At 70.3% G+C, this 22,848-nt stretch carries 23 protein-coding genes and 3 tRNA genes; 21 read left to right on the top strand and 5 right to left on the bottom strand.

Features of this window, described 5'->3' with window-relative positions; translation table 11 throughout:
- Nucleotides 1-48: 48 nt before the first annotated feature.
- A complete protein-coding gene (locus R2E43_RS15350) occupies nt 49-270 on the top strand; it encodes a hypothetical protein (protein ID WP_247703622.1) in 222 nt (73 codons plus the stop codon).
- A gap of 6 nt (nt 271-276) precedes the next feature.
- On the opposite strand, the gene R2E43_RS15345 is transcribed toward R2E43_RS15350, so the two are convergent.
- Both R2E43_RS15345 and R2E43_RS15340 read right to left on the bottom strand, forming a co-directional pair.
- On the bottom strand, nt 277-933 hold the full coding sequence (locus tag R2E43_RS15345; RefSeq protein ID WP_332056283.1) for an SDR family oxidoreductase: 657 nt from the start codon (nt 931-933) through the stop codon (nt 277-279).
- A 104-nt stretch (nt 934-1,037) separates the two neighbouring features.
- Nucleotides 1,038-2,342: an amidohydrolase family protein gene (locus tag R2E43_RS15340; protein ID WP_319123462.1), complete on the bottom strand. Its 1,305-nt coding sequence runs from the start codon at nt 2,340-2,342 to the stop codon at nt 1,038-1,040.
- Nucleotides 2,343-2,567: 225 nt separating this feature from the next.
- Between R2E43_RS15340 and R2E43_RS15335 the strand changes: the two genes are divergently transcribed.
- The 5 genes from R2E43_RS15335 (at nt 2,568) to R2E43_RS15315 (ending at nt 3,997) form a co-directional block, all read left to right on the top strand.
- A tRNA-Thr gene (locus R2E43_RS15335) sits at nt 2,568-2,640 on the top strand.
- A 46-nt stretch (nt 2,641-2,686) separates the two neighbouring features.
- Nucleotides 2,687-2,759, top strand: a tRNA-Met gene (locus tag R2E43_RS15330).
- 91 nt (nt 2,760-2,850) lie between these two features.
- On the top strand, nt 2,851-3,015 hold the full coding sequence (gene rpmG, locus R2E43_RS15325; RefSeq protein WP_003948671.1) for a 50S ribosomal protein L33: 165 nt from the start codon (nt 2,851-2,853) through the stop codon (nt 3,013-3,015).
- 95 nt (nt 3,016-3,110) lie between these two features.
- On the top strand, nt 3,111-3,563 hold the full coding sequence (locus tag R2E43_RS15320; RefSeq protein ID WP_003974327.1) for a MaoC family dehydratase N-terminal domain-containing protein: 453 nt from the start codon (nt 3,111-3,113) through the stop codon (nt 3,561-3,563).
- Between the two features lie 5 nt (nt 3,564-3,568).
- Nucleotides 3,569-3,997 (top strand): MaoC family dehydratase, encoded by a 429-nt coding sequence (locus R2E43_RS15315; RefSeq protein ID WP_011029785.1) that lies wholly within the window; start codon nt 3,569-3,571, stop codon nt 3,995-3,997.
- A gap of 104 nt (nt 3,998-4,101) precedes the next feature.
- Here R2E43_RS15315 and R2E43_RS15310 read toward each other — a convergent pair whose 3' ends face one another.
- Entirely contained in the window at nt 4,102-4,926 is an 825-nt protein-coding gene (locus tag R2E43_RS15310; RefSeq protein ID WP_136207509.1) for a class I SAM-dependent methyltransferase, read from the bottom strand.
- 64 nt (nt 4,927-4,990) lie between these two features.
- On the opposite strand from R2E43_RS15310, the gene R2E43_RS15305 reads away from it, so the two are divergent.
- The 5 genes from R2E43_RS15305 (at nt 4,991) to R2E43_RS15285 (ending at nt 9,409) form a co-directional block, all read left to right on the top strand.
- Nucleotides 4,991-5,596 carry a TetR/AcrR family transcriptional regulator gene (locus tag R2E43_RS15305; RefSeq protein WP_332056282.1) on the top strand — a complete coding sequence of 202 codons (606 nt, stop codon included), beginning with the start codon at nt 4,991-4,993 and terminating at the stop codon, nt 5,594-5,596.
- Nucleotides 5,597-5,661: 65 nt separating this feature from the next.
- The gene (locus R2E43_RS15300; RefSeq protein WP_003974323.1) at nt 5,662-6,255 is read left to right on the top strand and encodes a TetR/AcrR family transcriptional regulator; all 594 of its coding nucleotides are present in this window, start codon (nt 5,662-5,664) and stop codon (nt 6,253-6,255) included.
- 115 nt (nt 6,256-6,370) lie between these two features.
- On the top strand, nt 6,371-7,843 hold the full coding sequence (locus R2E43_RS15295) for an MFS transporter (protein WP_011029787.1): 1,473 nt from the start codon (nt 6,371-6,373) through the stop codon (nt 7,841-7,843).
- A gap of 37 nt (nt 7,844-7,880) precedes the next feature.
- Entirely contained in the window at nt 7,881-8,261 is a 381-nt protein-coding gene (locus tag R2E43_RS15290) for a hypothetical protein (protein WP_030873085.1), read from the top strand.
- 92 nt (nt 8,262-8,353) lie between these two features.
- The gene (locus R2E43_RS15285; protein ID WP_161270166.1) at nt 8,354-9,409 is read left to right on the top strand and encodes a UDP-N-acetylmuramate dehydrogenase; all 1,056 of its coding nucleotides are present in this window, start codon (nt 8,354-8,356) and stop codon (nt 9,407-9,409) included.
- A 429-nt stretch (nt 9,410-9,838) separates the two neighbouring features.
- Here R2E43_RS15285 and R2E43_RS15280 read toward each other — a convergent pair whose 3' ends face one another.
- Both R2E43_RS15280 and R2E43_RS15275 read right to left on the bottom strand, forming a co-directional pair.
- Nucleotides 9,839-10,870, bottom strand: a complete 1,032-nt coding sequence (locus R2E43_RS15280; protein WP_003974319.1) for an adenosine deaminase — start codon at nt 10,868-10,870, stop codon at nt 9,839-9,841.
- Between the two features lie 125 nt (nt 10,871-10,995).
- Nucleotides 10,996-12,222, bottom strand: coding sequence for a pyridoxal phosphate-dependent aminotransferase (locus tag R2E43_RS15275; protein WP_011029790.1), 1,227 nt, complete (start codon nt 12,220-12,222; stop codon nt 10,996-10,998).
- 239 nt (nt 12,223-12,461) lie between these two features.
- On the opposite strand from R2E43_RS15275, the gene R2E43_RS15270 reads away from it, so the two are divergent.
- The 10 genes from R2E43_RS15270 to rpoB all read left to right on the top strand — a co-directional run bounded on the left by R2E43_RS15270 (nt 12,462) and on the right by rpoB (nt 22,793).
- Nucleotides 12,462-12,534 (top strand) — tRNA-Trp (locus R2E43_RS15270).
- Between the two features lie 108 nt (nt 12,535-12,642).
- Nucleotides 12,643-12,927 carry a preprotein translocase subunit SecE gene (secE, locus tag R2E43_RS15265; protein WP_003974317.1) on the top strand — a complete coding sequence of 95 codons (285 nt, stop codon included), beginning with the start codon at nt 12,643-12,645 and terminating at the stop codon, nt 12,925-12,927.
- 80 nt (nt 12,928-13,007) lie between these two features.
- Nucleotides 13,008-13,910 carry a transcription termination/antitermination protein NusG gene (nusG, locus tag R2E43_RS15260; RefSeq protein WP_011029791.1) on the top strand — a complete coding sequence of 301 codons (903 nt, stop codon included), beginning with the start codon at nt 13,008-13,010 and terminating at the stop codon, nt 13,908-13,910.
- 187 nt (nt 13,911-14,097) lie between these two features.
- On the top strand, nt 14,098-14,532 hold the full coding sequence (gene rplK, locus R2E43_RS15255) for a 50S ribosomal protein L11 (RefSeq protein ID WP_003974315.1): 435 nt from the start codon (nt 14,098-14,100) through the stop codon (nt 14,530-14,532).
- An 83-nt stretch (nt 14,533-14,615) separates the two neighbouring features.
- Nucleotides 14,616-15,341, top strand: coding sequence for a 50S ribosomal protein L1 (gene rplA / locus R2E43_RS15250; protein ID WP_003974314.1), 726 nt, complete (start codon nt 14,616-14,618; stop codon nt 15,339-15,341).
- Nucleotides 15,342-15,513: 172 nt separating this feature from the next.
- Nucleotides 15,514-16,371 carry a lipoprotein gene (locus R2E43_RS15245; protein ID WP_003974313.1) on the top strand — a complete coding sequence of 286 codons (858 nt, stop codon included), beginning with the start codon at nt 15,514-15,516 and terminating at the stop codon, nt 16,369-16,371.
- Nucleotides 16,372-16,519: 148 nt separating this feature from the next.
- Nucleotides 16,520-17,368: a LolA-like protein gene (locus tag R2E43_RS15240; protein ID WP_003974312.1), complete on the top strand. Its 849-nt coding sequence runs from the start codon at nt 16,520-16,522 to the stop codon at nt 17,366-17,368.
- Between the two features lie 318 nt (nt 17,369-17,686).
- Nucleotides 17,687-18,217, top strand: coding sequence for a 50S ribosomal protein L10 (rplJ, locus tag R2E43_RS15235; protein WP_003974311.1), 531 nt, complete (start codon nt 17,687-17,689; stop codon nt 18,215-18,217).
- Between the two features lie 117 nt (nt 18,218-18,334).
- Nucleotides 18,335-18,718 (top strand): 50S ribosomal protein L7/L12, encoded by a 384-nt coding sequence (rplL, locus tag R2E43_RS15230; protein ID WP_003974310.1) that lies wholly within the window; start codon nt 18,335-18,337, stop codon nt 18,716-18,718.
- 589 nt (nt 18,719-19,307) lie between these two features.
- Entirely contained in the window at nt 19,308-22,793 is a 3,486-nt protein-coding gene (rpoB, locus tag R2E43_RS15225; protein ID WP_003974309.1) for a DNA-directed RNA polymerase subunit beta, read from the top strand.
- The last annotated feature ends 55 nt before the right edge of the window (nt 22,794-22,848 follow it).

The following is a 22,848-nucleotide window of genomic DNA, read 5'->3' as shown; positions in this document are numbered from 1 at the left end:
GCCGTGAGCGCGGCTCACGATGTCGGTCCGGCGGGGCAGACTGGTGGCATGGCCGCCTCGTCCTCCCGTCGCAGAACCTGCCCAGAGTGCCGTCGCGAGATCGCCGTCGTCGCGGGGCGGTACGCGCGCCACGATCCCCCCGGTGCGCGGGGGAGCGGTGAGCTGGTGTCCTGTCCGGGCTCGCGTCGGTCGGCGCAACTCGGTGCGGCGCAGCCGTCCTTGGACGGGTACGTCGTCGCCGACTTCCCCGGACAGCTGCCCCTCTTCTAGCGGCCCTCAGTTCCCCGCCACCGACTTCACCGCCACCGACACGGGCGCCGAGCCGCTGATCAGCTCCAGGGTCAGGCCGTTCGTGGCCGGGGTGTCGACCAGTTCGGCCAGGACCGCGGCGACGTCGTCGCGCGGAACGGGGCCGCGGCCGGTGTGCGCCTCCAAACGCACCAGGCCCGTACCCGCGTCGTCCGTCAGGGCGCCGGGGCGCAGGATCGTCCAGTCCAGGGCGTCCAGCGAGCTGACGTACGCGTCGGCCTCGCCCTTGGCGCGCAGGTAGACGTCGAAGATCTCGTCCCCCTGGTGCCCCGGGTCGGCACCCATGGACGACACGATCAGGAAGCGCCGGACGCCCGCCCGGACCGCCGCGCCCGCGAAGAGGACCGCCGCCGCCTTGTCCACCGTGTCCTTGCGGGCCACCCCGCTGCCGGGCCCCGCCCCCGCCGCGAAGACCGCCGCGTCCGCGCCCCGCAGCCGCTCCGCCACCTCCTCGACCGAGGCCGACTCCAGGTCCAGCACGACCGGTTCGGCGCCCGCCGCCCGCAGATCGTCGGCCTGTTCGGCCTTGCGGACGATGCCCGCCACCTCGTCACCGCGCGCGGCGAGCAACCGCTCCAGCCGCAACGCGATCTGACCATGACCACCAGCGATGACAATGCGCATGTCTCCGACCGTACGCCCCGACGACCGCCCGCGCCGCACGGCTTCGGTCGCCCCGGCGCCGGGTCGTCCGCCCTCCGCCCGGCCATCCTCGGCCCCGGCCGTCCTCAGCCCGGGTCCCCACGCCGGTCAGGTCCGCCACGCCCGTCACGCCGTCCCCGCCCCGCACCCCCCTGCCGCGGCAGCCCCAGGTCGGACGCGGTGGTCGAATCGCCGTACTCCCGCACCGCGCTGGTCCGCGCCACCACGCGCCCCCGGTGCACGACGATCCGGCTGTACGCCAGTGACAGCGCACCCGCCAGCCGGTCCCCCCGTACGGCGACCAGTTCGGCCGGGAAGCCCGCCTCCACCCGCACCTCCGGCAGGCCGAGGGCCGACCGTGCCGCCGCGCTCACCGCGTCGTACGCCTCCTCGGGGCGCAGCCCGTGCCGTGAGGCCAGCAGGTACGCCGCCTCCAGGGGGTCGCCGCGCCCGACCGGGTTGGACACGTCCCGCAGCGCGCCGCTCCCGGCGGCGAGCCGCACCCCGGCCGCCCGCAGCAGCCGTACCGGTGCCGTGCCGTCGGGATGGTCCACCGTCCCGCAGGCGCCCTGCGGCAGGCAGACCACGGTCACACCGGCCGCCGCGAGCTGGTCCGCGGCCCGGGAGGCCGCCTCGGCGGGCAGCCGGCCCAGGCCGTCGCAGGGGCCGATGGCGACCCCCGGGCGCAACCCGCCCGCCGTGGCCGCCAGCCGGGCCAGCCGCGCCGGGTCGGCGGCGTCGGTGTGCAGGTCGACCGGGCAGCCGTGCTCGGCGGCGACCTCCAGGACCGTCTCCACGTACCCCGCCGGATCGGGGTCCAGGTCCGGACACCCGCCCACCACGTCCGCGCCCATCTTGACCGCGTCCCGCAGCATCGCCAGCCCGTCGGCACCGGCCACCCCGGTCAGCACCCTCGGCATCGCCACCGCGCTCAGTTCGGCGAGGCCGCGCAGGGAGCGCCGGGTCCGCAGTACGGCGGTCAGCGCACCCAGGCCCGCGACGTCGCCCACCCGCACGTGTGCCCGCAGCGCGGTGGCGCCGTGGGCCAACTGGAGCAGGGCGGCCTCGGTGGCCCGGCGCTGGACGTCCTCGGGGGCGTAGGAGACGGGGCCGTGGACGTCGGCCGTGAGCGCCGTGTCGGCGTGGACGTGGGGATCGGCCGGGGCGGGCAGAAGCAGGTAGCCGCCCAGGTCCAGGTGGCCGCCGGGACCGGACGCCCGGCCCGGGGACAGGCTGCCGGCCGTGCCGACCGCCTCGATGCGTCCGCCGTGGAGCCGTACGTCCACGCTCCGGCCGTCGGTGAGCCGCGCCCCGCAGAGCAGGAGCGAGCCGCGGTCGGCGGGGTCCGAGGGGGAGGGCGAGTGGGGCGGCTGCGGCTGGCTGTCGGGCATCGCGCTCCTCTGGGCTCGGGACTGCGCAGTGGGGGACGCAAGATCACGCAGAGTGAGTCGAGCCTAGGACGGTGATCAGCCCGTGGCGCGGAGGAGCGCAATAGTCGTACCGGTGCCGTCCGGCGCGGTCGGGCCGCCCCGCTGTGCGGTCGGGACGGGACGGGGCAGGGTCGGCGAAACGGATTTGGGCGAACGGCGGGCGACCGTGTAATGTCTTCATCGCTCGCCCCAATAGCTCAGTCGGCAGAGCGTCTCCATGGTAAGGAGAAGGTCAACGGTTCGATTCCGTTTTGGGGCTCTGGTGTGAGAAGTTCCCGTCGCAAGGCGGGGCCCGATCGCATCGCAGCGGTGTAGCTCAGTCGGTAGAGCAAGCGGCTCATAATCGCTGTGTCACCGGTTCAAGTCCGGTCACCGCTACTCTCAGTAGCCGATTGCGGGGTCGGTCCTTCAATCGGCTACTCTTTCTTGCGTTAATACCATCAATCCGTTCGTCAAGGAGTGCACTCACGTGGCTGCCACCGACGTCCGCCCGAAGATCACGCTGGCCTGCGTGGAGTGCAAGGAGCGGAACTACATCACCAAGAAGAACCGGCGTAACAACCCGGACCGACTGGAGATGAAGAAGCACTGCCCGCGTTGCAACGCGCACACCGCGCACCGCGAAACGCGATAGAAACAGGCTCGTACACGAGGCCGTCCCCGAGGTTTGGGGGCGGCCTCGTGTCGTTGTCCCAGGCATGACGAGCAGCAGCAGGAGGTTGCGAGCCCATGGCGCTCGACCAGTCGTTCGTGGGGCGGAGCTATCCGCCCACCGCGCCCTACGAGGTGGGCCGGGAGAAGATCCGCGAGTTCGCGGAGGCGGTGGGGGACGCCAACCCGGCGTACACCGACGCGGAGGCCGCGAAGGCGCTCGGTCATCCGGATGTGATCGCCCCGCCGACCTTCGTGTTCTCGATCACGTTCAAGGCGGCCGGTCAGGTCATCGAGGACCCGCAGCTCGGGCTGGACTACAGCCGCGTGGTGCACGGCGACCAGAAGTTCTCCTACGCCCGCCCGGTCCGGGCCGGTGACCGGCTCACGGTCACCTCGACCATCGAGGCGATCAAGTCGATGGCCGGCAACGACATCCTGGACATCCGTGGCGAGGTCCACGACGAGGCCGGCGAGCACGTCGTGACCGCCTGGACCAAGCTCGTGGCCCGCGCGGCCGAGGAGGCGTGAGCGCGATGCAGTCGAAGATCGCATACAGCGACGTCGAGGTCGGCACCGAACTGCCCGCGCAGAGCTTCCCCGTGGACCGCGCCACGCTCGTGCGGTACGCGGGCGCCTCCGGCGACTTCAACCCGATCCACTGGAACGAGAGGTTCGCCAAGGAGGTGGGCCTGCCCGACGTCATCGCGCACGGCATGTTCACCATGGCCGAGGCGATCCGCGTGGTCACCGACTGGACCGGCGATCCGGGCGCGGTCGTGGAGTACGGCGTCCGCTTCACCAGGCCCGTCGTCGTCCCGAACGACGACCGGGGTGCCGTGATCGAGGTCAGCGGCAAGGTGGCGGCCAAGCTCGACGACAACACCGTCCGCGTCGACCTGACGGCCACCAGCGCCGGCCAGAAGGTCCTCGGCATGTCCCGCGCGGTCGTACGACTGGGCTGACGGGCAGCCGCCCGACCCCACCACCGACCCCCTGGCCGGCCCACGCCACACCAGGCCAGCCCACGCCAGGCCGGCCCACGTCACGCCAGGCCAGGGGGAGCCGGTCAGCGGGTGTCGGCACGTACCGCCGTGGTCGCCAGCGTCGTGTACCGCATCGTGAAGCGGCCGCCCAGCGCGTCGACGGCGCGGCCGACCGCGTCCAGTATTCCGGCCAGTTGGCCGGGGCGGAGCCGGGTGAGGCCGCCGGTGGTGGGGAGCAGCTCCAGCCACTCGTCGCGCGTGTACGACCGCTCCCAGTCGAACCGCCACTGCTCCGGCTCGTGGAACCGTCCGGACGCGCGGATCCGGTCGGCGATCTGCGCGTACCCCGCCAGGTACATCTCCAGCGGACGTCGCGCCGGCTGATCGCTGAACGGCGATTCGGGTGCCGCCCGACGGTAGGCGGCCGCGAACGGCTCGGCCACCTCGGCCGGCGGCTCGTACACATGGCCGAAGATCGCCAGACGCCCGTCCGGACGCAGCACCTGGGCCGCCTTCACGGCGCCGGCGGCCGGGTCCACCCAGTGCCACGACTGGGCGGCGATCACCGCGTCGAAGGCCCGGCCGGCGGGGTCCCAGGCCTCGAAGGCCGCCACCTCGACCGGCAGCCCGCGGTCCCGGGCGAAGGCGGCCATCCGCGCGTCCGGCTCGACCCCGAGTACGGCGCAGCCGGCGGCCCGGAACTGACGGGCCGCGATGCCCGTGCCGCACCCGACGTCGAGGACGTCGGTCCCCGGGCTCCCCGCGACGACTCGCGTCACGAGGGCGTCGGGGTAGGGCGGCCGGGCCCGGTCGTAGCGCTGCGCGTCGGCACCGAAGGACTCGGCCGTCTCCCGGGCCTGATGCGACGGTGGCTGCTCCGGGGGCTCCGGAGAAGATAGAGTGGGCATGCGTTCACTTTAGTGGGCGCACGCCCACAAGCCAATGAGCGAGCACGCGAGAGGGGATCCGCCAGTGCCGACCGGAGTGCATCTTCGCGACGCGAGGCGGCAGTTGTTCGACGCCGCCGAGCGCGTGCTTCTGCGGGACGGCCCGAACGGGCTGACCAGCCGGGCCGTCACGGACGAGGCGGGCTGCGCCAAAGGCGTCCTGCACCGGCACTTCGCGGACTTCGACGCCTTCCTCGTCGCACTCGTGCTCGACCGGGCCGCGCAACTCGACGCGCAGGCGCTGACGCTGCGGGAGGCCGTGGGCTCCGGCACCGTGGCGGACAACCTCACCGGCGCGCTGACCGCCCTGTTCGGGCCGGTCCCCGTGGCGATCATTCCGCTCATCACCTTCCGGGACGAGCTGCGCGCACGGCTGCGGCAGACCGTGCCCGGTGGCGGCATCGCGATCCTCGCCCAGGTCGCGGCCGCGGTCTCCGCCTATCTGTCGGAGGAGCGCGCGAGGGGCCGCATCTCGGTCGACGCCGACATCGACTCGCTCACGCTCTCCCTCGTCGGCGGAGGTCATCTCCTGTTCGCGGACCGCGACCCGGGCCACCCGCCGGCCGCGGCGGCCGTCGGCAAGCTGGTCGACACGGTGCTCGCCGGGGTCGTCCGGCGACACCCGCGCTGACGCGGCACCGCCCTCCGCGCACATCGTCCTTGACGAAGTTAGTGATTGAGTACTAACTTACTTCCATGGTCAGGATGAGTGCAGAGGAGCGGCGCGAGAGCGTCATCCGTGCGGCGACGAGCGAGTTCGCCCGGGGTGGCTATCACGGCACGTCCACGGAGACCATCGCCAAGCGCGTGGGGGTCTCCCAGCCGTACCTCTTCCGTCTCTTCCCGGGGAAGAAGGCGATCTTCCTCGCGGTGGCGGAGCGCTGTCTGCGGGACACCCGCGAGGTCTTCGAGAAGGCGTCCGAGGGCCTGCACGGCGAAGAGGCCCTGCACGCCATGGCCGAGGCCTACTCGCAGCTGATCGCGGACCAGCCCGAGAAGCTCCAGATGCAGTTGCAGGTGTACGTCACCGTCGCCGCCGCCGAGGCGGCCGGGGACCACGAGTTCGGCGAGATGGTCCGCAAGGGCTGGCTCGAGATCTGGGACACCGTGCACCTGCCGCTGGGGGCGGACATCGGCGAGACGACGACCTTCCTGGCCTACGGCATGCTGATCAACACCCTGGTCGGCATGGGGTTCCCGCCGGGCCACCGCGTCTACGGCGGCATCTACGAGTCGGGACAGGCCAAGCCGAGCCGGAAGGACGCGGACGCGCAGGACGCGGACGCCTAGGAACGAGCGCGGCACCCGCATACGGAACGACGACCGCTTCCGCGCGCCCACAAAAGTTAGTCATCAATTACTAATCAAATCCACGGCAAGTGCATGCACACCCTCTGGGGGAGAGATGTCACAGCAAGGAGCACGTCGGAACACCCGCGGTGGGGGAGCCGCCTGGGCCCTCGTCATCACCAGCGTCGCCGGCTTCATGGCGGCCCTGGACAACCTCGTCGTCACCACCGCCCTGCCCTCCATCCGCGAGGACCTGGGCGGCGCGCTGCACGACCTGGAATGGACCGTGAGCGCCTACACGCTCACCTTCGCCGTCCTCCTGATGTTCGGAGCGGCCCTCGGCGACCGCTTCGGCCGCCGCAGGCTCTTCCTGGTCGGCCTCACCGTCTTCACCGGGGCGTCCGCCGCCGCGGCCATGGCACCCGGCATCGACTCGCTCATCGCCGCCCGCGCGGTGCAGGGCGTCGGCGCGGCGATCATGATGCCGCTCACGCTGACCCTGCTCACGGCCGCGGTACCCGCCGAACGCCGCGGGATGGCGTACGGCATCTGGGGGGCCGTCAACGGGCTCGCCGTGGCGTCCGGCCCGCTGGTCGGCGGCAGCCTCACCGAGCACATCTCCTGGCAGTGGATCTTCTGGCTGAACGTTCCGCTGGGCCTGGCCCTGCTGCCCCTCGCCCGCCTCCGCCTCGCCGAGTCGCACGGCACCGGCGCCCCGCTCGACATACCCGGCACGCTGCTCGCCAGCGGCGGACTCTTCGGCATCGTCTACGGCCTGGTCCGCGGACCCGTCGACGGCTGGACCGGCTCCGTGGTGCTGACCGCCCTGTTCGCCGGGGCCGCGCTGCTCGTCGGCTTCGTCCTCTACAGCACCCGTGCCCGGAACCCCATGCTCCCCATGCGGCTCTTCCGCTCCCGTGCCTTCGCCGGGGTCAACGCGGCGAGCCTGCTGATGTTCCTGGGGATGTTCGGCTCGATCTTCCTCCTGAGCCAGTACATGCAGGGCGTGCTCGGCTACTCGCCCACCGAGGCGGGCCTGCGCATGCTGCCCTGGACCGGCATGCCGATGCTGGTAGCGCCGATCGCCGGCCTCCTCTCGGACCGGATCGGAGGCCGCCCGGTCGTCGCGACCGGACTCTTCCTCCAGGCGGCCGGCCTCGGCTACCTGGCCTCCGTGATCATGGCCGACGCCTCCTACGCGGTCCAGCTGCCCGGTCTGATCCTCAGCGGAATCGGCATGGCCCTCTACTTCGCCCCCGCCTCCGCCCTGGTGATGTCCAGCGTCGCCGCGAAGGAGCAGGGCATCGCCTCCGGCGCCAACAACGCGCTGCGCGAGGTGGGCGGCGCGCTCGGCATCGCCGTCATGTCCTCCATCTTCGCGGCGCAGGGCGGCTACGAGTCCGCGCAGACCTTCGTGGACGGACTACGGCCGGCGATCGCCGTGGGTGCCGCGCTGGTGGCCCTGGGCGGAATAGCGGCCCTGGCGATCCCGGCGCGCCGCCGCACCGACGGCCCCACGGCCGCGCCGAAGACCGAACCGAAGACCGAACCGGCCCTCGCCACGACGGCACCGACGCCCCACCACTGACCGCCCGGCACAGCATGCATCGAGCGAGGAGTACGACATGCCCACCCTTCCCTGGACCGTGCCGAACGACCCTCCCCGCGCCACCGAGGTCCACGTCTTCGCCTCCCGCTTCGAGACCCGCACCCTGTGGGGAGCGCTGAAGTTCCTCGTGCGCACGCCCGGCGTGTGGCGGCAGGTCGGCAGCGCGCCCGGAGTGTACGGGGCCTCACTGAAGGCCGAACCCTTCAAACGGACCTTCTGGACGCTCTCCGCCTGGGAGTCGCCCGAGGCCCTCAAGACCTTCGCCCGCTCCGGCACCCACGCACCGGCCTCCCGCGGGCTGTCGGCGCAGATGCGGGACTCGAAGTACGCCTCCTGGCCGGCGTCGAGCGACGAGCTCCCGGTCAGCTGGGCGGAGGTGCGCAGGCGCCTGACGTGAGGACACGCCGCGACGTCCCGGCCGACCGGTCGGGGCGTTCCCGCGTTTCCCGCCACCCCGGACTGTCGGTGCCGTCTCGTACTCTTGAGCCCGTGCAGGAACTCCACGACGCCCCCCTCGCCCCGCTGACCACCTTCCGCCTGGGCGGGCCCGCGACCCGGCTGCTCACGGCCACCACCGACGCCGAGGTGATCGCCGCCGTCCGCGAGGCCGACGACACCGGGACCCCGCTGCTGCTCATCGGCGGCGGATCCAACCTCGTCATCGGCGACAAGGGCTTCGACGGCACCGCCCTGCACATCGCCACGCGCGGCTTCCGCCTCGACGGCACGACGCTGGAGCTGGCGGCCGGCGAGATCTGGACCGACGCGGTCGCCCGCACCGTCGAGGCGGGCCTGGCGGGCGTCGAGTGCCTGGCCGGCATCCCCGGCTCGGCGGGCGCGACCCCGATCCAGAACGTCGGCGCGTACGGCCAGGAGGTGTCCGCCACGATCACCGAGGTCACGGCGTACGACCGCCGGAGCGGCGAGACGGTCGCCCTCTCCAACGCGGACTGCGCCTTCTCCTACCGCCACAGCCGCTTCAAGGCCGAGCCCGAGCGGTACGTGGTCCTGCGGGTCCGCTTCGAGCTGGAGAACGCCGACGGGCTCTCCGCGCCCCTCCGGTACGCCGAGACGGCCCGCGCCCTCGGTGTCGAGGCGGGCGACCGGGTGCCGCTGACGGCCGCCCGGGAGACGGTGCTGAGGCTGCGTGCCGGGAAGGGCATGGTGCTGGACCCGGAGGACCACGACACGTGGTCGGCCGGGTCGTTCTTCACCAACCCGATCCTCACGGACGAGGAGTTCGCCGCGTTCCGCTCCCGCGTCGCCGGACGCCTCGGTGCCGCCGTGGAGCCACCCGCCTTCCCGGCCGGGGAGGGCCGGGTCAAGACCTCCGCGGCCTGGCTGATCGACAAGGCGGGCTTCACCAAGGGGTACGGCACGGGCCCCGCGCGCATCTCCACCAAGCACACCCTCGCGCTCACCAACCGCGGCGAGGCGACGACCGAGGACCTGCTCGCGCTGGCCCGCGAGGTCGTCGCCGGGGTCCACGAGGCCTTCGGCGTCACGCTGGTCAACGAACCGGTGACGGTGGGCGTCGCCCTGTAGCCCCGCGGCCACGTGCCGCCGTTAGGTCGCGCGCCCGGCGTTACCGGGGCCCCCGGGGTGGGTGCGGGCGCGAGGGTGACGCGGCCCGGCGTTGCGGGGTGCCGCTGCGCCCACCCGTGCCGCCCCAGCGGCACGACTGCCCGCAGCTGAGCGGGATTGGACGGTCAGCCGCGTACGGCGGGGGCGGGGGATGCGGAGTGTGGGCGGGGGGGAGCCGCGTACGGCGAGGAGGGGGCGTGTCGGGGGGTGTCCGCCCGCAGCGGTTGGCGCGTCAACGCCCCGAGCCTTTTCAAGTGACCGATTCCGCGCCGTTCCGAGGACGGACACCCCCCGACGCGCCCCCGACCCACCCACCGGACAAGCCGCGCAACGTGCACCCCCACCGAACCCGCACAGGCCGCCGCAGGCACCCGCAGGCACCCCGCGCACCTACGCCACAAGCCAGTCGTCCACCCCCGCCAACAGCTTCCCCTTCACCTCCTCCGGCGCCGCCGACCCCCGCACCGACTGACGCGCCAGCTCCGCCAGCTCCGCGTCCGTGAACCCGTGGTGCTCGCGCGCGATCTCGTACTGGGCGGCCAGCCTCGACCCGAACAGCAGCGGATCGTCCGCGCCCAGCGCCATCGGCACCCCCGCCTCGAACAGCCTCCGCAGCGGCACGTCCTCCGGCTTCTCGTACACGCCCAGCGCGACGTTCGACGCCGGGCACACCTCGCACGTCACCTGCCGGTCCGCGAGCCGCTTCAGCAGCCGGGGATCCTCCGCCGCCCGCACGCCGTGCCCGATCCGGTCCGCCTCCAGGTCGTCCAGGCAGTCCCGCACCGACGCCGGACCGGTCAGCTCACCCCCGTGCGGCGCGCTCAGCAGCCCCCCGTCCCGCGCGATCGCGAACGCCCGGTCGAAGTCCCGCGCCATCCCGCGCCGTTCGTCGTTCGACAGCCCGAACCCGACCACGCCCCGCTCCGCGTACCGCACCGCCAGCCGCGCCAGCGTCCGCGCGTCCAGCGGATGCTTCATCCGGTTCGCGGCGACCAGCACCCGCATCCCGATCCCGGTGTCCCGCACGGTCGTCTCCACCGCGTCCAGGATGATCTCCAGCGCCGGAATCAGCCCGCCCAGCCGAGGCGCGTACGACGTCGGATCGACCTGGATCTCCAGCCACCCCGACCCGTCCCGCAGGTCCTCCTCCGCGGCCTCCCGCACCAGCCGCTGGATGTCCTCCGGCGTCTGCAGGCACGACCGCGCCGCGTCGTACAGCCGTTGGAAGCGGAACCAGCCCCGCTCGTCCGTCGCCCGCAGCTTCGGCGACTCCCCGCGGCCCAGGGCCTCGGTCAGCGTCTCGGGCAGCCGCACCCCGTGCTTGTCGGCCAGCTCCAGCAGGGTGGTGGGCCGCATCGACCCGGTGAAGTGCAGGTGGAGATGGGCCTTGGGCAGTTCAGAGACATCACGTACACGCTCCATTCCGTGATCCTGCCGTACGACACGCCCGGCCGGACAGCACTTTCCCCGTACGTGGTCTTGCTCGCACAAACAAACAGGGCCACCCCTCAACGCTGAGGGGTGGCCCCGCGGGACAACGGGACGGGTCAGTCCCGCGCCTCCGCCAGCAGCTTCTGGATCCGGCTCACGCCCTCGACGAGGTCCTCGTCCCCGAGCGCGTACGACAGCCGCAGGTACCCCGGCGTGCCGAACGCCTCACCGGGCACCACCGCGACCTCGGCCTCCTCCAGGATGAGCGCGGCCAGCTCGACCGAGTCCTGCGGACGCTTGCCGCGGATCTCCTTGCCGAGCAGCGCCTTCACCGACGGGTAGGCGTAGAACGCGCCCTCGGGCTCCGGGCAGAGCACGCCGTCGATCTCGTTCAGCATCCGCACGATCGTCTGGCGGCGCCGGTCGAAGGCCTCCCGCATCTTCGCCACGGCGTCCAGGTTGCCGGAGACCGCGGCCAGCGCCGCCGCCTGCGACACGTTGGCCACGTTGGACGTGGCGTGCGACTGGAGGTTGGTCGCGGCCTTGACGACGTCCTTCGGCCCGATGACCCATCCGACCCGCCAGCCGGTCATCGCGTACGTCTTCGCCACGCCGTTGACCACGATGCACTTGTCGCGCAGCTCGGGCAGCAGCGCCGGCAGGGACACGGAGACGGCGTCGCCGTACACCAGGTGCTCGTAGATCTCGTCGGTCAGCACCCACAGCCCGTGCTCGACGGCCCAGCGGCCGATGGCCTCGGTCTCGGCCTCGCCGTACACCGCCCCCGTCGGGTTCGACGGCGACACGAACAGGACGACCTTGGTCTTCTCGGTGCGCGCCGCCTCCAGCTGCTCCACCGTCACCCGGTAGCCGGTCGTCTCGTCGGCGACGACCTCGACGGGCACACCGCCGGCCAGCCGGATCGACTCCGGGTACGTCGTCCAGTACGGCGCCGGGACGATGACCTCGTCGCCCGGGTCGAGGATCGCGGCGAACGCCTCGTAGATGGCCTGCTTGCCGCCGTTGGTGACGAGGATCTGCGACGGGTCGACCTCGTAGCCGGAGTCGCGCAGCGTCTTCGCGGCGATGGCGGCCTTCAGCTCGGGCAGCCCGCCGGCCGGCGTGTAGCGGTGGAACTTCGGGTTCTTGCACGCCTCGACGGCGGCCTCGACGATGTAGTCCGGCGTCGGGAAGTCGGGCTCACCCGCGCCGAAGCCGATCACGGGACGTCCGGCGGCCTTGAGGGCCTTGGCCTTGGCGTCCACGGCGAGGGTCGCGGACTCGGAGATCGCGCCGACTCGGGCGGAGACCCGGCGCTCGGTGGGAGGGATTGCAGCGCTCATGACCCCATCGTTCCAGACCGGAAACCTCACGGGCACAGGGGTTTCACGGACTGAACCGGACCGGTCCAGGACCTGAACGCCAGTCCGGTCCCCGGCCTGAACATCAGTCCGGACATGCTTTCTGTTCGACGCCCGGCCCGTGAGCACGTACACTCTCACCTCGTTGGCCTTCAGCGGCCCGCGATCATCCGGTGCACACCAAGCATCCGGGCGGATGCGGTACGTTGGGGGACGAACAAAGGGTCGTAGCTCAATTGGTAGAGCACTGGTCTCCAAAACCAGCGGTTGGGGGTTCAAGTCCCTCCGGCCCTGCTACACACACCATCGCCAGGATGTGTGCGCATGTACGTACAGCAATGCACCGCCGTGCGGCTCCAACCGGGCGCGGCACGGCCACGACCCGGAATCAGGTGAGGACGAGTGACGGACGCCGTGGGCTCCATCGACATGCCTGATGCCCAGGACGAGGCGCCGGACTCCAAGAAGTCCCGCAAGGGCGGCAAGCGAGGCAAGAAGGGCCCGCTGAAGCGGCTCGCGCTCTTCTACCGCCAGATCGTTGCGGAGCTGCGCAAGGTCGTCTGGCCCAGTCGCAACCAGCTGACGACGTACACCACCGTGGTGATCATCTTCGTGGTCATCATGATCGGCCTGGTGACTCTGATTGACTATGGCTTCTCTCACGCCGCCAAGTACGTCTTCGGCTGAGTCGAGAGCGAAGGGCGCCGAGGTACCCGGCGCCCCTTTCGCGTGTTCCACCCCTATGTATCCAGGAAGAAGCAGCCACAGTGTCTGACCCGAACGTGAACGACGCCATCGAGCCGGTCGAGTCCGTCGAGGACGAGCTCGGCACCGTCGAGGGCGCCGACAACGAGGACACCGAGGCCTCCGCCGAGGCCGAGGCTGCCGACGACACGGTCGTCGCGGAGACGGACGAGGACGCGACGGACGCGGAGGCGGACGAGACCGCCGAGGCGACCGACGCGGAGGCCACCGAGGCCGAAGCCGACGCCGACGCAGACGCGGCGGAAGCCGAGGAGTCCGAGGAGGAGCCCGAGGCCGAGGAGCCCGAGCTCGACCCGATCGAGAAGCTCCGCCAGGAGCTGCGCGTCCTCCCCGGCGAGTGGTACGTCATCCACACCTACGCCGGTTACGAGAACCGCGTGAAGACCAACCTCGAGCAGCGCGCCGTCTCGCTCAACGTCGAGGACTACATCTTCCAGGCCGAGGTGCCGCAGGAAGAGGTCGTCCAGATCAAGAACGGCGACCGCAAGACGATCCGCCAGAACAAGCTCCCCGGCTACGTGCTGGTCCGCATGGACCTCACCAACGAGTCCTGGGGCGTCGTCCGCAACACCCCCGGCGTCACCGGCTTCGTCGGCAACGCCTACGACCCGTACCCGCTGACGCTGGACGAGATCGTCAAGATGCTCGCCCCGGAGGCCGAGGAGAAGGCCGCCCGCGAGGCCGCCGAGGCCGAGGGCAAGCCGGCGCCGCAGCGCAAGGTCGAGGTCCAGGTCCTGGACTTCGAGGTCGGCGACTCGGTCACCGTCACCGACGGCCCCTTCGCCACCCTCCAGGCCACGATCAACGAGATCAACGCCGACTCGAAGAAGGTCAAGGGCCTCGTCGAGATCTTCGGCCGCGAGACCCCGGTCGAGCTGAGCTTCGACCAGATCCAGAAGAACTAGTACCCCACCGGTACTTCGTCCTCCTCTGGACGTACTGCTTCCGACCAGGTCAGGCGCCCGCTCGCGCGGCGTCTGACCTGCTCGGTTTTTGGCCGCGCATCTATACCCGTTATCGTTGTGCGGTATGCCTGTGTCCGGGTAGCTCCCGAACGCGGGCAGGACCCGAATCGAAAGGACCCGGAGAGCTATGCCTCCCAAGAAGAAGAAGGTCACGGGGCTCATCAAGCTCCAGATCCAGGCCGGTGCCGCGAACCCGGCTCCGCCGGTCGGCCCCGCGCTGGGTCAGCACGGCGTCAACATCATGGAGTTCTGCAAGGCCTACAACGCCGCGACCGAGTCGCAGCGCGGCTGGGTCATCCCGGTGGAGATCACGGTCTACGAGGACCGCTCCTTCACCTTCATCACCAAGACGCCGCCGGCCGCCAAGATGATCCTCAAGGCCGCGGGCGTGGAGAAGGGCTCCGGCGAGCCGCACAAGACCAAGGTCGCGAAGATCACGCGTGACCAGGTCCGTGAGATCGCCACCACCAAGATGCCCGACCTCAACGCCAACGACCTGGACCAGGCGGAGAAGATCATCGCCGGTACCGCCCGTTCCATGGGCGTCACGGTCGAGGGCTGACCTCCACCCCCCGTAACCAAAGCAGTAGTGGCAGGGCCTGCTCGGCCCGCACCACGACTCCTCAGAAGCCACCAGGAGCAGTAGTGAGCAAGCGCAGCAAGTCTCTCCGCGCTGCGGACGCCAAGATCGACCGGGACAAGCTCTACGCCCCGCTCGAGGCCGTCCGTCTCGCCAAGGAGACCTCCACGAGCAAGTTCGACGGCACCGTCGAGGTCGCCTTCCGCCTGGGTGTCGACCCGCGCAAGGCCGACCAGATGGTCCGTGGCACCGTGAACCTCCCGCACGGCACCGGTAAGACCGCCCGGGTCCTGGTCTTCGCGACCGGTGACCGTGCCGAGGCCGCGACCGCCGCGGGCGCCGACATCGTCGGCTCCGACGAACTGATCGACGAGGTGTCGAAGGGCCGTCTGGACTTCGACGCCGTCGTCGCCACCCCGGACCTCATGGGCAAGGTCGGCCGCCTCGGCCGCGTGCTCGGTCCCCGTGGTCTCATGCCGAACCCCAAGACCGGCACCGTGACCCCGGACGTTGCCAAGGCTGTCAACGACATCAAGGGCGGCAAGATCGAGTTCCGCGTCGACAAGCACTCGAACCTGCACTTCATCATCGGCAAGACGTCGTTCGACGACACCAAGCTGGTGGAGAACTACGGCGCGGCGCTGGAGGAGATCCTCCGTCTGAAGCCGTCCGCCGCCAAGGGCCGCTACATCAAGAAGGCCGCCCTCAGCACCACGATGGGCCCGGGCATCCCGCTCGACTCCAACCGCACCCGCAACCTCCTCGTCGAGGAGGACCCGGCCGCGGTCTGAGCGAGCAGCTCGCCCCACCGGTTCACGGGCCCCGCACCTTCCGAGGTGCGGGGCCCGTCCCCTTTGGCCGTCCCTTTTGGCCCGTCCCCTTTTCCGGCGCCCTGGGTTAGCGTGCGGGCAACGGGTCCGCGCATGGGGCGCAGGGGCCGTACGGGGCGCAAGGGGTGGGCGGATGACGGGCACGACGGCACGCCGTACGGTCGTCTCGGTCGCGGTGTCGGCCGCGCTGGCGTGCGTCACCGCGTGCACCGGCCCCGGGGGATCCGACGACGCCGGCCATTCCACCGGCCCCACCGGCTCGGCCCGCCCGTCCGCCTCGGCTCCGGCGTCCTCCCGCGCCCCGGCCCTCACCGGGCCCTCGGCCGATGCCCTGCGGAAGGTCGAGCGGGCCACCGGGCGGGCGGGTTCGGCGCGGGTGGAGTCCACGACCGTGATGGGCCGCGAGCTGTCCCTGGAGGCCGCGGGCGCCCTCGGCTGGGACGACGGCCTCACCGGCACCCTGACGATCACCTACACGGGCGGCACGACCGCCGAGACCATGCGCCGCCTCGGCACCACCGCGATGGAGGCCCGGTACCTGCCCGACGCCTACTACGCCAGGATGGGCGACGAGTTCGCCGAGCGGGTGGGCGGCCGGCACTGGATCAAGTACGTGTACGAGGACCTGGAGGACCTCGGCGGCGGCGCGGGCGCCGGATTCGCCGACCAGATGCGCAACACCACGCCCAACCAGGCCGTGAAGCTGCTGCTGTCGGCGCAGGACGTGCGCAGGGTGGGCGAGGAGACGACGCGCGGCCGGCGCACCACGCACTGGTCCGGCACGATGGGCGGGGCCACCGCCCAGAGCGTCGACATCTGGGTCGACGACCGGGACCTGCTGGTCAAGAAGGTCGAGCGGGGCCGCACGGAGACCGGGGAGCTGACCCAGACCGCGTACTACAGCGACTACGGCGTCAGGGTCCTGGCCGAACGTCCGCCGGCCGCGGACACGGCGGACTTCAAGGAACTGCTGGCGTCACAGGGAAGCTGAAGCCCGGGCGGCGGAGAAACCACAAGATCGTTCGAACCGTTTCGGCTACGCTCGCGTCCTTGTCACAAACGAATGCTGTGGAGCGGCGGTGCGACTCCTGTGCCCCTCATGCTCCTGTGCGCACCTTGAATCCCGTGGGGGGATATCGATGAAGACTTCCGTACGTGTGCCCGTGGGCGCCGGACTCGCCGCGCTGCTGCTCGCCGCCGGGGCGGTGGGCTGCGCCAAGGAGGACAAGGCCTCCGAGTCCCCGGAGATGACGCCCGCGGCCGCCGTCGCCAAGGCGGCGAAGAACACGGAGGAGATCAACTCCCTCCACTACCGCATGACCGGCAAGGTCCCCGAGGAGGGCCGGGTCAAGGCCGAGGCCGAGATGCAGATCAAGCCGACGCTCGCGATGAGCATGAAGATGACGGCGCTCGACCAGGGGGCCGAGGGGACCGCGGAGATCCGGCTCGTCGACAAGGCCATGTACATCGGGGGCGGCCCCGAGGCGGCCAAGGAGATGGACGGCAAGAGCTGGATCAAGTTCGACCTGGCCGCGATGGGCGCCGGCGACGAGCTGAACCAGCTGGGCGGCGCCTCCCAGGCCGACAAGAACCCGGCGACCGAGTCCACCTTCCTCACCGGGGCCAAGGACGTCGAGAAGGTCGGCACCGAGACCGTCGAGGGCGTGAAGACCACCCACTACAAGGGCACGGTCACCCTCGCCGACCTGGAGAAGTCCCTCGCGGACGAGGACAAGGCCACCCGGGACAAGCGGCAGAAGAGCCTCGAGCAGTACGAGAAGATGGGCGTCGACAAGCTCACGATGGACATGTGGGTCGACGGCGACGACCAGACCAAGCAGTTCCGCATGCGCGGCGACGCCAAGAAGGGCCCGCTGGACATGACCATCACCTTCCTCGGCATCAACGAGCCCGTGAAGGTCACCGCCCCTCCGGCCGGGGAGGTCGCCGACCTGGCCGAGATGATGAAGGAGAGCCAGCAGGGCTGAGGCGCCGCGCGCCCGGCCCGCTCCGGTCGCCGCGGGGGCGGATTTGCTTGACACTGCCCCGTTCACGTACGCTTCCACAGAAGCCAAAGACCGCTGGTCGTTGCCGTGTGTTCGAAAGAGGACACGGTGGCCGAAGGATCCGCTGAACTGCGGACGACCCGCGCAGGTGACTGTGGATGAGCTCCCGGAAGTCCCCGCCCCGTGCGGATGACGATCGGTCGAGCCACGCCCCGTGCGCCTGCGCCGGGGCGTTTCGTTTTCCCCAGTCCTCCTTCGGGTCCGCGCGGTCCGAATCACCCGGAAGGAGGCCGAGGCTCTATGGCGACGCCCGAAAAGGCTGCCGCGGTTGCCGAGCTGACGGACAAGTTCCGCAGCTCCAACGCCGCCGTGCTGACCGAGTACCGCGGTCTCACCGTGGCGCAGCTCAAGACGCTGCGCCGGTCGCTCGGTGAGAACGCCCAGTACGCCGTGGTGAAGAACACGCTGACCAAGATTGCGGCCAACGAGGCCGGGATCACGCTCGACGACCAGCTCTTCGCTGGTCCGACGGCCGTCGCCTTCGTCACCGGTGACCCGGTGGAGTCGGCGAAGGGTCTGCGCGACTTCGCCAAGGACAATCCGAATCTCGTCATCAAGGGCGGTGTCCTTGACGGCAAGGCGATGTCCGCCGACGAGATCAAGAAGCTTGCGGACCTCGAGTCCCGCGAGGTTCTGCTCTCCAAGCTGGCGGGTGCCTTCAAGGGCAAGCAGTCCCAGACTGCTCAGCTCTTCCAGGCGCTTCCCTCGAAGCTCGTCCGCACCGTGGACGCGCTCCGTGCCAAGCAGGACGAGCAGGGCGGTGCCGAGTAACTCGGCTCGCTTTCTGGTCCGGGCCGCCTGAGCGCGGCGCGGATCGCAGCGGGCCGACGTACGCCCGCCACACCCCGTACATCCGGCACCTGCCGAATTAGTGGAAGGACCGCCATCATGGCGAAGCTCAGCCAGGACGACCTGCTCGCCCAGTTCGAGGAGATGACCCTCATCGAGCTCTCCGAGTTCGTGAAGGCCTTCGAGGAGAAGTTCGACGTCACCGCCGCCGCCGCGGTCGCCGTGGCCGGCCCCGCCGCCCCGGGCGCCCCGGTCGAGGCCGCTGCCGAGCAGGACGAGTTCGACGTCATCCTCACGGGTGCCGGCGACAAGAAGATCCAGGTCATCAAGGTCGTGCGCGAGCTGACCTCCCTGGGTCTCAAGGAGGCCAAGGACCTCGTGGACGGCGCCCCGAAGCCCGTCCTCGAGAAGGTCGCCAAGGACGCCGCCGAGAAGGCCGCCGAGTCCCTCAAGGGCGCCGGCGCCTCCGTCGAGGTCAAGTAAGACCGCACCGGCACCACGGATCCGGCAGGGTCTGTAACGCCGTAGCACCGAAGAGCGATCATCCATCCGGGTGGTCGCTCTTCGGCGTATCCGGGGTCCGGCGGCGGTCGCCTTGCACGAGTGGCGGTGAAGAGTAGGGTGATCTTCGTCGTGCCGTCGCCGGGGCCCTGAGAGCCCCCTGGCGACAACCGGTTTGGGCAAGGGGGGCCTTGACGAACCGCACGCAGCGCGCAATTCTCAGGGCGTCGTCACAAGGATCCGAATCCGAGGCATGGATCGACGGCGAAGAGGGCAGTATCTGGGTGCGTTGAGGGCGAGGCCTTGCCGCACAGGTGGTGAGAACAACGAGGAGCGAACACGGTCCCCGAGAACCGCACTGGACATCAGTGTGCCAAGTGGCTACACTGACCCTTTGCGCTGCCTGTTAGCTGCCCCCTGCCCGTCACCAGGGGTCTACCCTCGCCCGAGCACTGACGACCAGAGCATGTCTGACCTGGCTCTTTAGCCACATCAGGCACCCCCTGTCTCCGTGCACGGAAGAGGGGCCGGTACGCGCGTAGTGAGTCCGAGCCCTCGGAAGGACCCCCTCTTGGCCGCCTCGCGCAATGCCTCGACCGCGAATACGAACAACGCTGCCAGCACCGCCCCGCTGCGCATCTCCTTTGCAAAGATCAAGGAGCCCCTCGAGGTTCCGAACCTCCTGGCGCTGCAAACCGAGAGCTTCGACTGGCTCCTCGGCAACGACGCCTGGAAGGCTCGCGTCGAGTCGGCTCTGGAGTCCGGTCAGGACGTCCCCACCAAGTCCGGTCTGGAAGAGATCTTCGAGGAGATCTCGCCGATCGAGGACTTCTCCGGGTCGATGTCGCTGACGTTCCGCGACCACCGCTTCGAGCCTCCCAAGAACAGCATCGACGAGTGCAAGGACCGCGACTTCACGTACGCGGCCCCGCTCTTCGTCACCGCCGAGTTCACCAACAACGAGACCGGCGAGATCAAGTCCCAGACGGTCTTCATGGGCGACTTCCCGCTCATGACCAACAAGGGCACCTTCGTCATCAACGGCACCGAGCGTGTCGTCGTGTCGCAGCTGGTCCGCTCGCCGGGTGTCTACTTCGACTCCTCCATCGACAAGACGTCCGACAAGGACATCTTCTCCGCCAAGATCATCCCGTCCCGGGGTGCCTGGCTGGAGATGGAGATCGACAAGCGCGACATGGTCGGTGTGCGCATCGACCGCAAGCGCAAGCAGTCCGTGACCGTCCTCCTCAAGGCCCTCGGCTGGACCACCGAGCAGATCCTCGAGGAGTTCGGCGAGTACGAGTCCATGCGCGCCACCCTGGAGAAGGACCACACCCAGGGCCAGGACGACGCGCTGCTCGACATCTACCGCAAGCTGCGTCCGGGCGAGCCCCCCACGCGTGAGGCCGCGCAGACGCTGCTCGAGAACCTCTACTTCAACCCGAAGCGCTACGACCTCGCCAAGGTCGGCCGCTACAAGGTGAACAAGAAGCTCGGCGCGGACGAGCCGCTGGACGCCGGCGTGCTCACCACCGACGACGTCATCGCCACCATCAAGTACCTGGTGAAGCTGCACGCCGGTGAGACCGAGACGGTCGGCGAGTCGGGCCGGGAGATCGTCGTCGAGACCGACGACATCGACCACTTCGGCAACCGCCGCATCCGCAACGTCGGCGAGCTGATCCAGAACCAGGTCCGTACGGGTCTCGCCCGTATGGAGCGCGTCGTGCGCGAGCGCATGACCACCCAGGACGTCGAGGCGATCACGCCGCAGACCCTGATCAACATCCGGCCGGTCGTCGCCTCCATCAAGGAGTTCTTCGGCACCAGCCAGCTGTCCCAGTTCATGGACCAGAACAACCCGCTGTCGGGGCTGACGCACAAGCGTCGTCTGAACGCCCTCGGCCCGGGTGGTCTCTCCCGTGAGCGGGCCGGCTTCGAGGTCCGCGACGTGCACCCGTCGCACTACGGCCGCATGTGCCCGATCGAGACGCCCGAAGGCCCGAACATCGGTCTGATCGGCTCGCTCGCCTCGTACGGCCGCATCAACCCCTTCGGCTTCATCGAGACGCCGTACCGCAAGGTCGTCGAGGGCCAGGTCACCGACGACGTCGACTACCTGACCGCCGACGAGGAGGACCGCTTCGTCATCGCGCAGGCCAACGCCGCCCTGGGCGACGACATGCGGTTCGCCGAGGCCCGCGTCCTGGTCCGCCGTCGTGGCGGCGAGGTCGACTACGTCCCCGGTGACGACGTCGACTACATGGACGTCTCGCCGCGCCAGATGGTGTCGGTCGCGACCGCGATGATCCCGTTCCTCGAGCACGACGACGCCAACCGTGCCCTCATGGGCGCGAACATGATGCGTCAGGCGGTGCCGCTCATCAAGAGCGAGTCCCCGCTGGTCGGCACCGGCATGGAGTACCGCTCCGCCGCCGACGCCGGTGACGTGGTCAAGGCCGAGAAGGCGGGTGTGGTCCAGGAGGTCTCCGCGGACTACATCACCACGACCAACGACGACGGCACGTACATCACGTACCGCCTGGCCAAGTTCTCCCGGTCCAACCAGGGCACCTCGGTCAACCAGAAGGTCATCGTCGCCGAGGGCGACCGGATCATCGAGGGCCAGGTCCTGGCCGACGGTCCGGCCACCGAGAACGGCGAGATGGCGCTCGGCAAGAACCTGCTGGTCGCGTTCATGCCGTGGGAGGGTCACAACTACGAGGACGCGATCATCCTGTCGCAGCGCCTCGTGCAGGACGACGTCCTCTCCTCGATCCACATCGAGGAGCACGAGGTCGACGCCCGTGACACCAAGCTCGGCCCCGAGGAGATCACCCGGGACATCCCGAACGTCTCCGAGGAGGTCCTCGCCGACCTCGACGAGCGCGGCATCATCCGCATCGGTGCCGAGGTCGTCGCCGGCGACATCCTCGTCGGCAAGGTCACGCCCAAGGGCGAGACCGAGCTGACGCCGGAGGAGCGCCTGCTCCGCGCGATCTTCGGTGAGAAGGCCCGTGAGGTCCGCGACACCTCGCTGAAGGTCCCGCACGGCGAGATCGGCAAGGTCATCGGCGTCCGCGTCTTCGACCGCGAGGAGGGCGACGAGCTTCCCCCCGGTGTGAACCAGCTGGTGCGCGTGTACGTGGCGCAGAAGCGCAAGATCACCGACGGTGACAAGCTCGCCGGCCGCCACGGCAACAAGGGCGTCATCTCCAAGATCAACCCGATCGAGGACATGCCGTTCCTGGAGGACGGCACGCCCGTCGACATCATCCTGAACCCGCTGGGTGTCCCGTCCCGAATGAACCCGGGACAGGTCCTGGAGATCCACCTCGGCTGGCTCGCCAGCCGCGGCTGGGACGTCTCCGGCCTCGCGGAGGAGTGGGCGCAGCGCCTCCAGGTGATCGGCGCCGACAAGGTCGAGCCCGGCACCAACGTCGCCACCCCGGTCTTCGACGGTGCGCGCGAGGACGAGCTGGCCGGCCTGCTCCAGCACACCATCCCGAACCGCGACGGCGAGCGCATGGTGCTCCCGTCCGGCAAGGCGCGGCTGTTCGACGGCCGCAGCGGTGAGCCGTTCCCGGAGCCGATCTCGGTCGGCTACATGTACATCCTCAAGCTCCACCACCTGGTCGACGACAAGCTGCACGCCCGGTCGACCGGCCCGTACTCGATGATCACCCAGCAGCCGCTGGGTGGTAAGGCCCAGTTCGGTGGCCAGCGCTTCGGTGAGATGGAGGTGTGGGCGCTGGAGGCTTACGGCGCCGCGTACGCCCTCCAGGAGCTGCTGACCATCAAGTCCGACGACGTGACCGGCCGCGTGAAGGTCTACGAGGCCATCGTCAAGGGCGAGAACATCCCTGAGCCCGGCATCCCCGAGTCCTTCAAGGTGCTCATCAAGGAGATGCAGTCCCTGTGCCTCAACGTGGAGGTGCTGTCCTCGGACGGCATGTCCATCGAGATGCGTGACACCGACGAGGACGTCTTCCGCGCAGCGGAGGAGCTCGGCATCGACCTGTCGCGGCGCGAGCCGAGCAGCGTCGAAGAGGTCTGACGGGAGTCAGGCGGGGCCTGTCCTCCACAGGCCCCGCCGATCCCGCGACCCCCGT

Origin of the sequence: Streptomyces violaceoruber, assembly GCF_033406955.1 — a bacterium.
Classification (GTDB): Bacteria; Actinomycetota; Actinomycetes; order Streptomycetales; family Streptomycetaceae; genus Streptomyces; species Streptomyces violaceoruber.
Note: the sequence above shows the minus strand (reverse complement) of the source record. Positions and strands in the feature narration are given on the sequence as shown.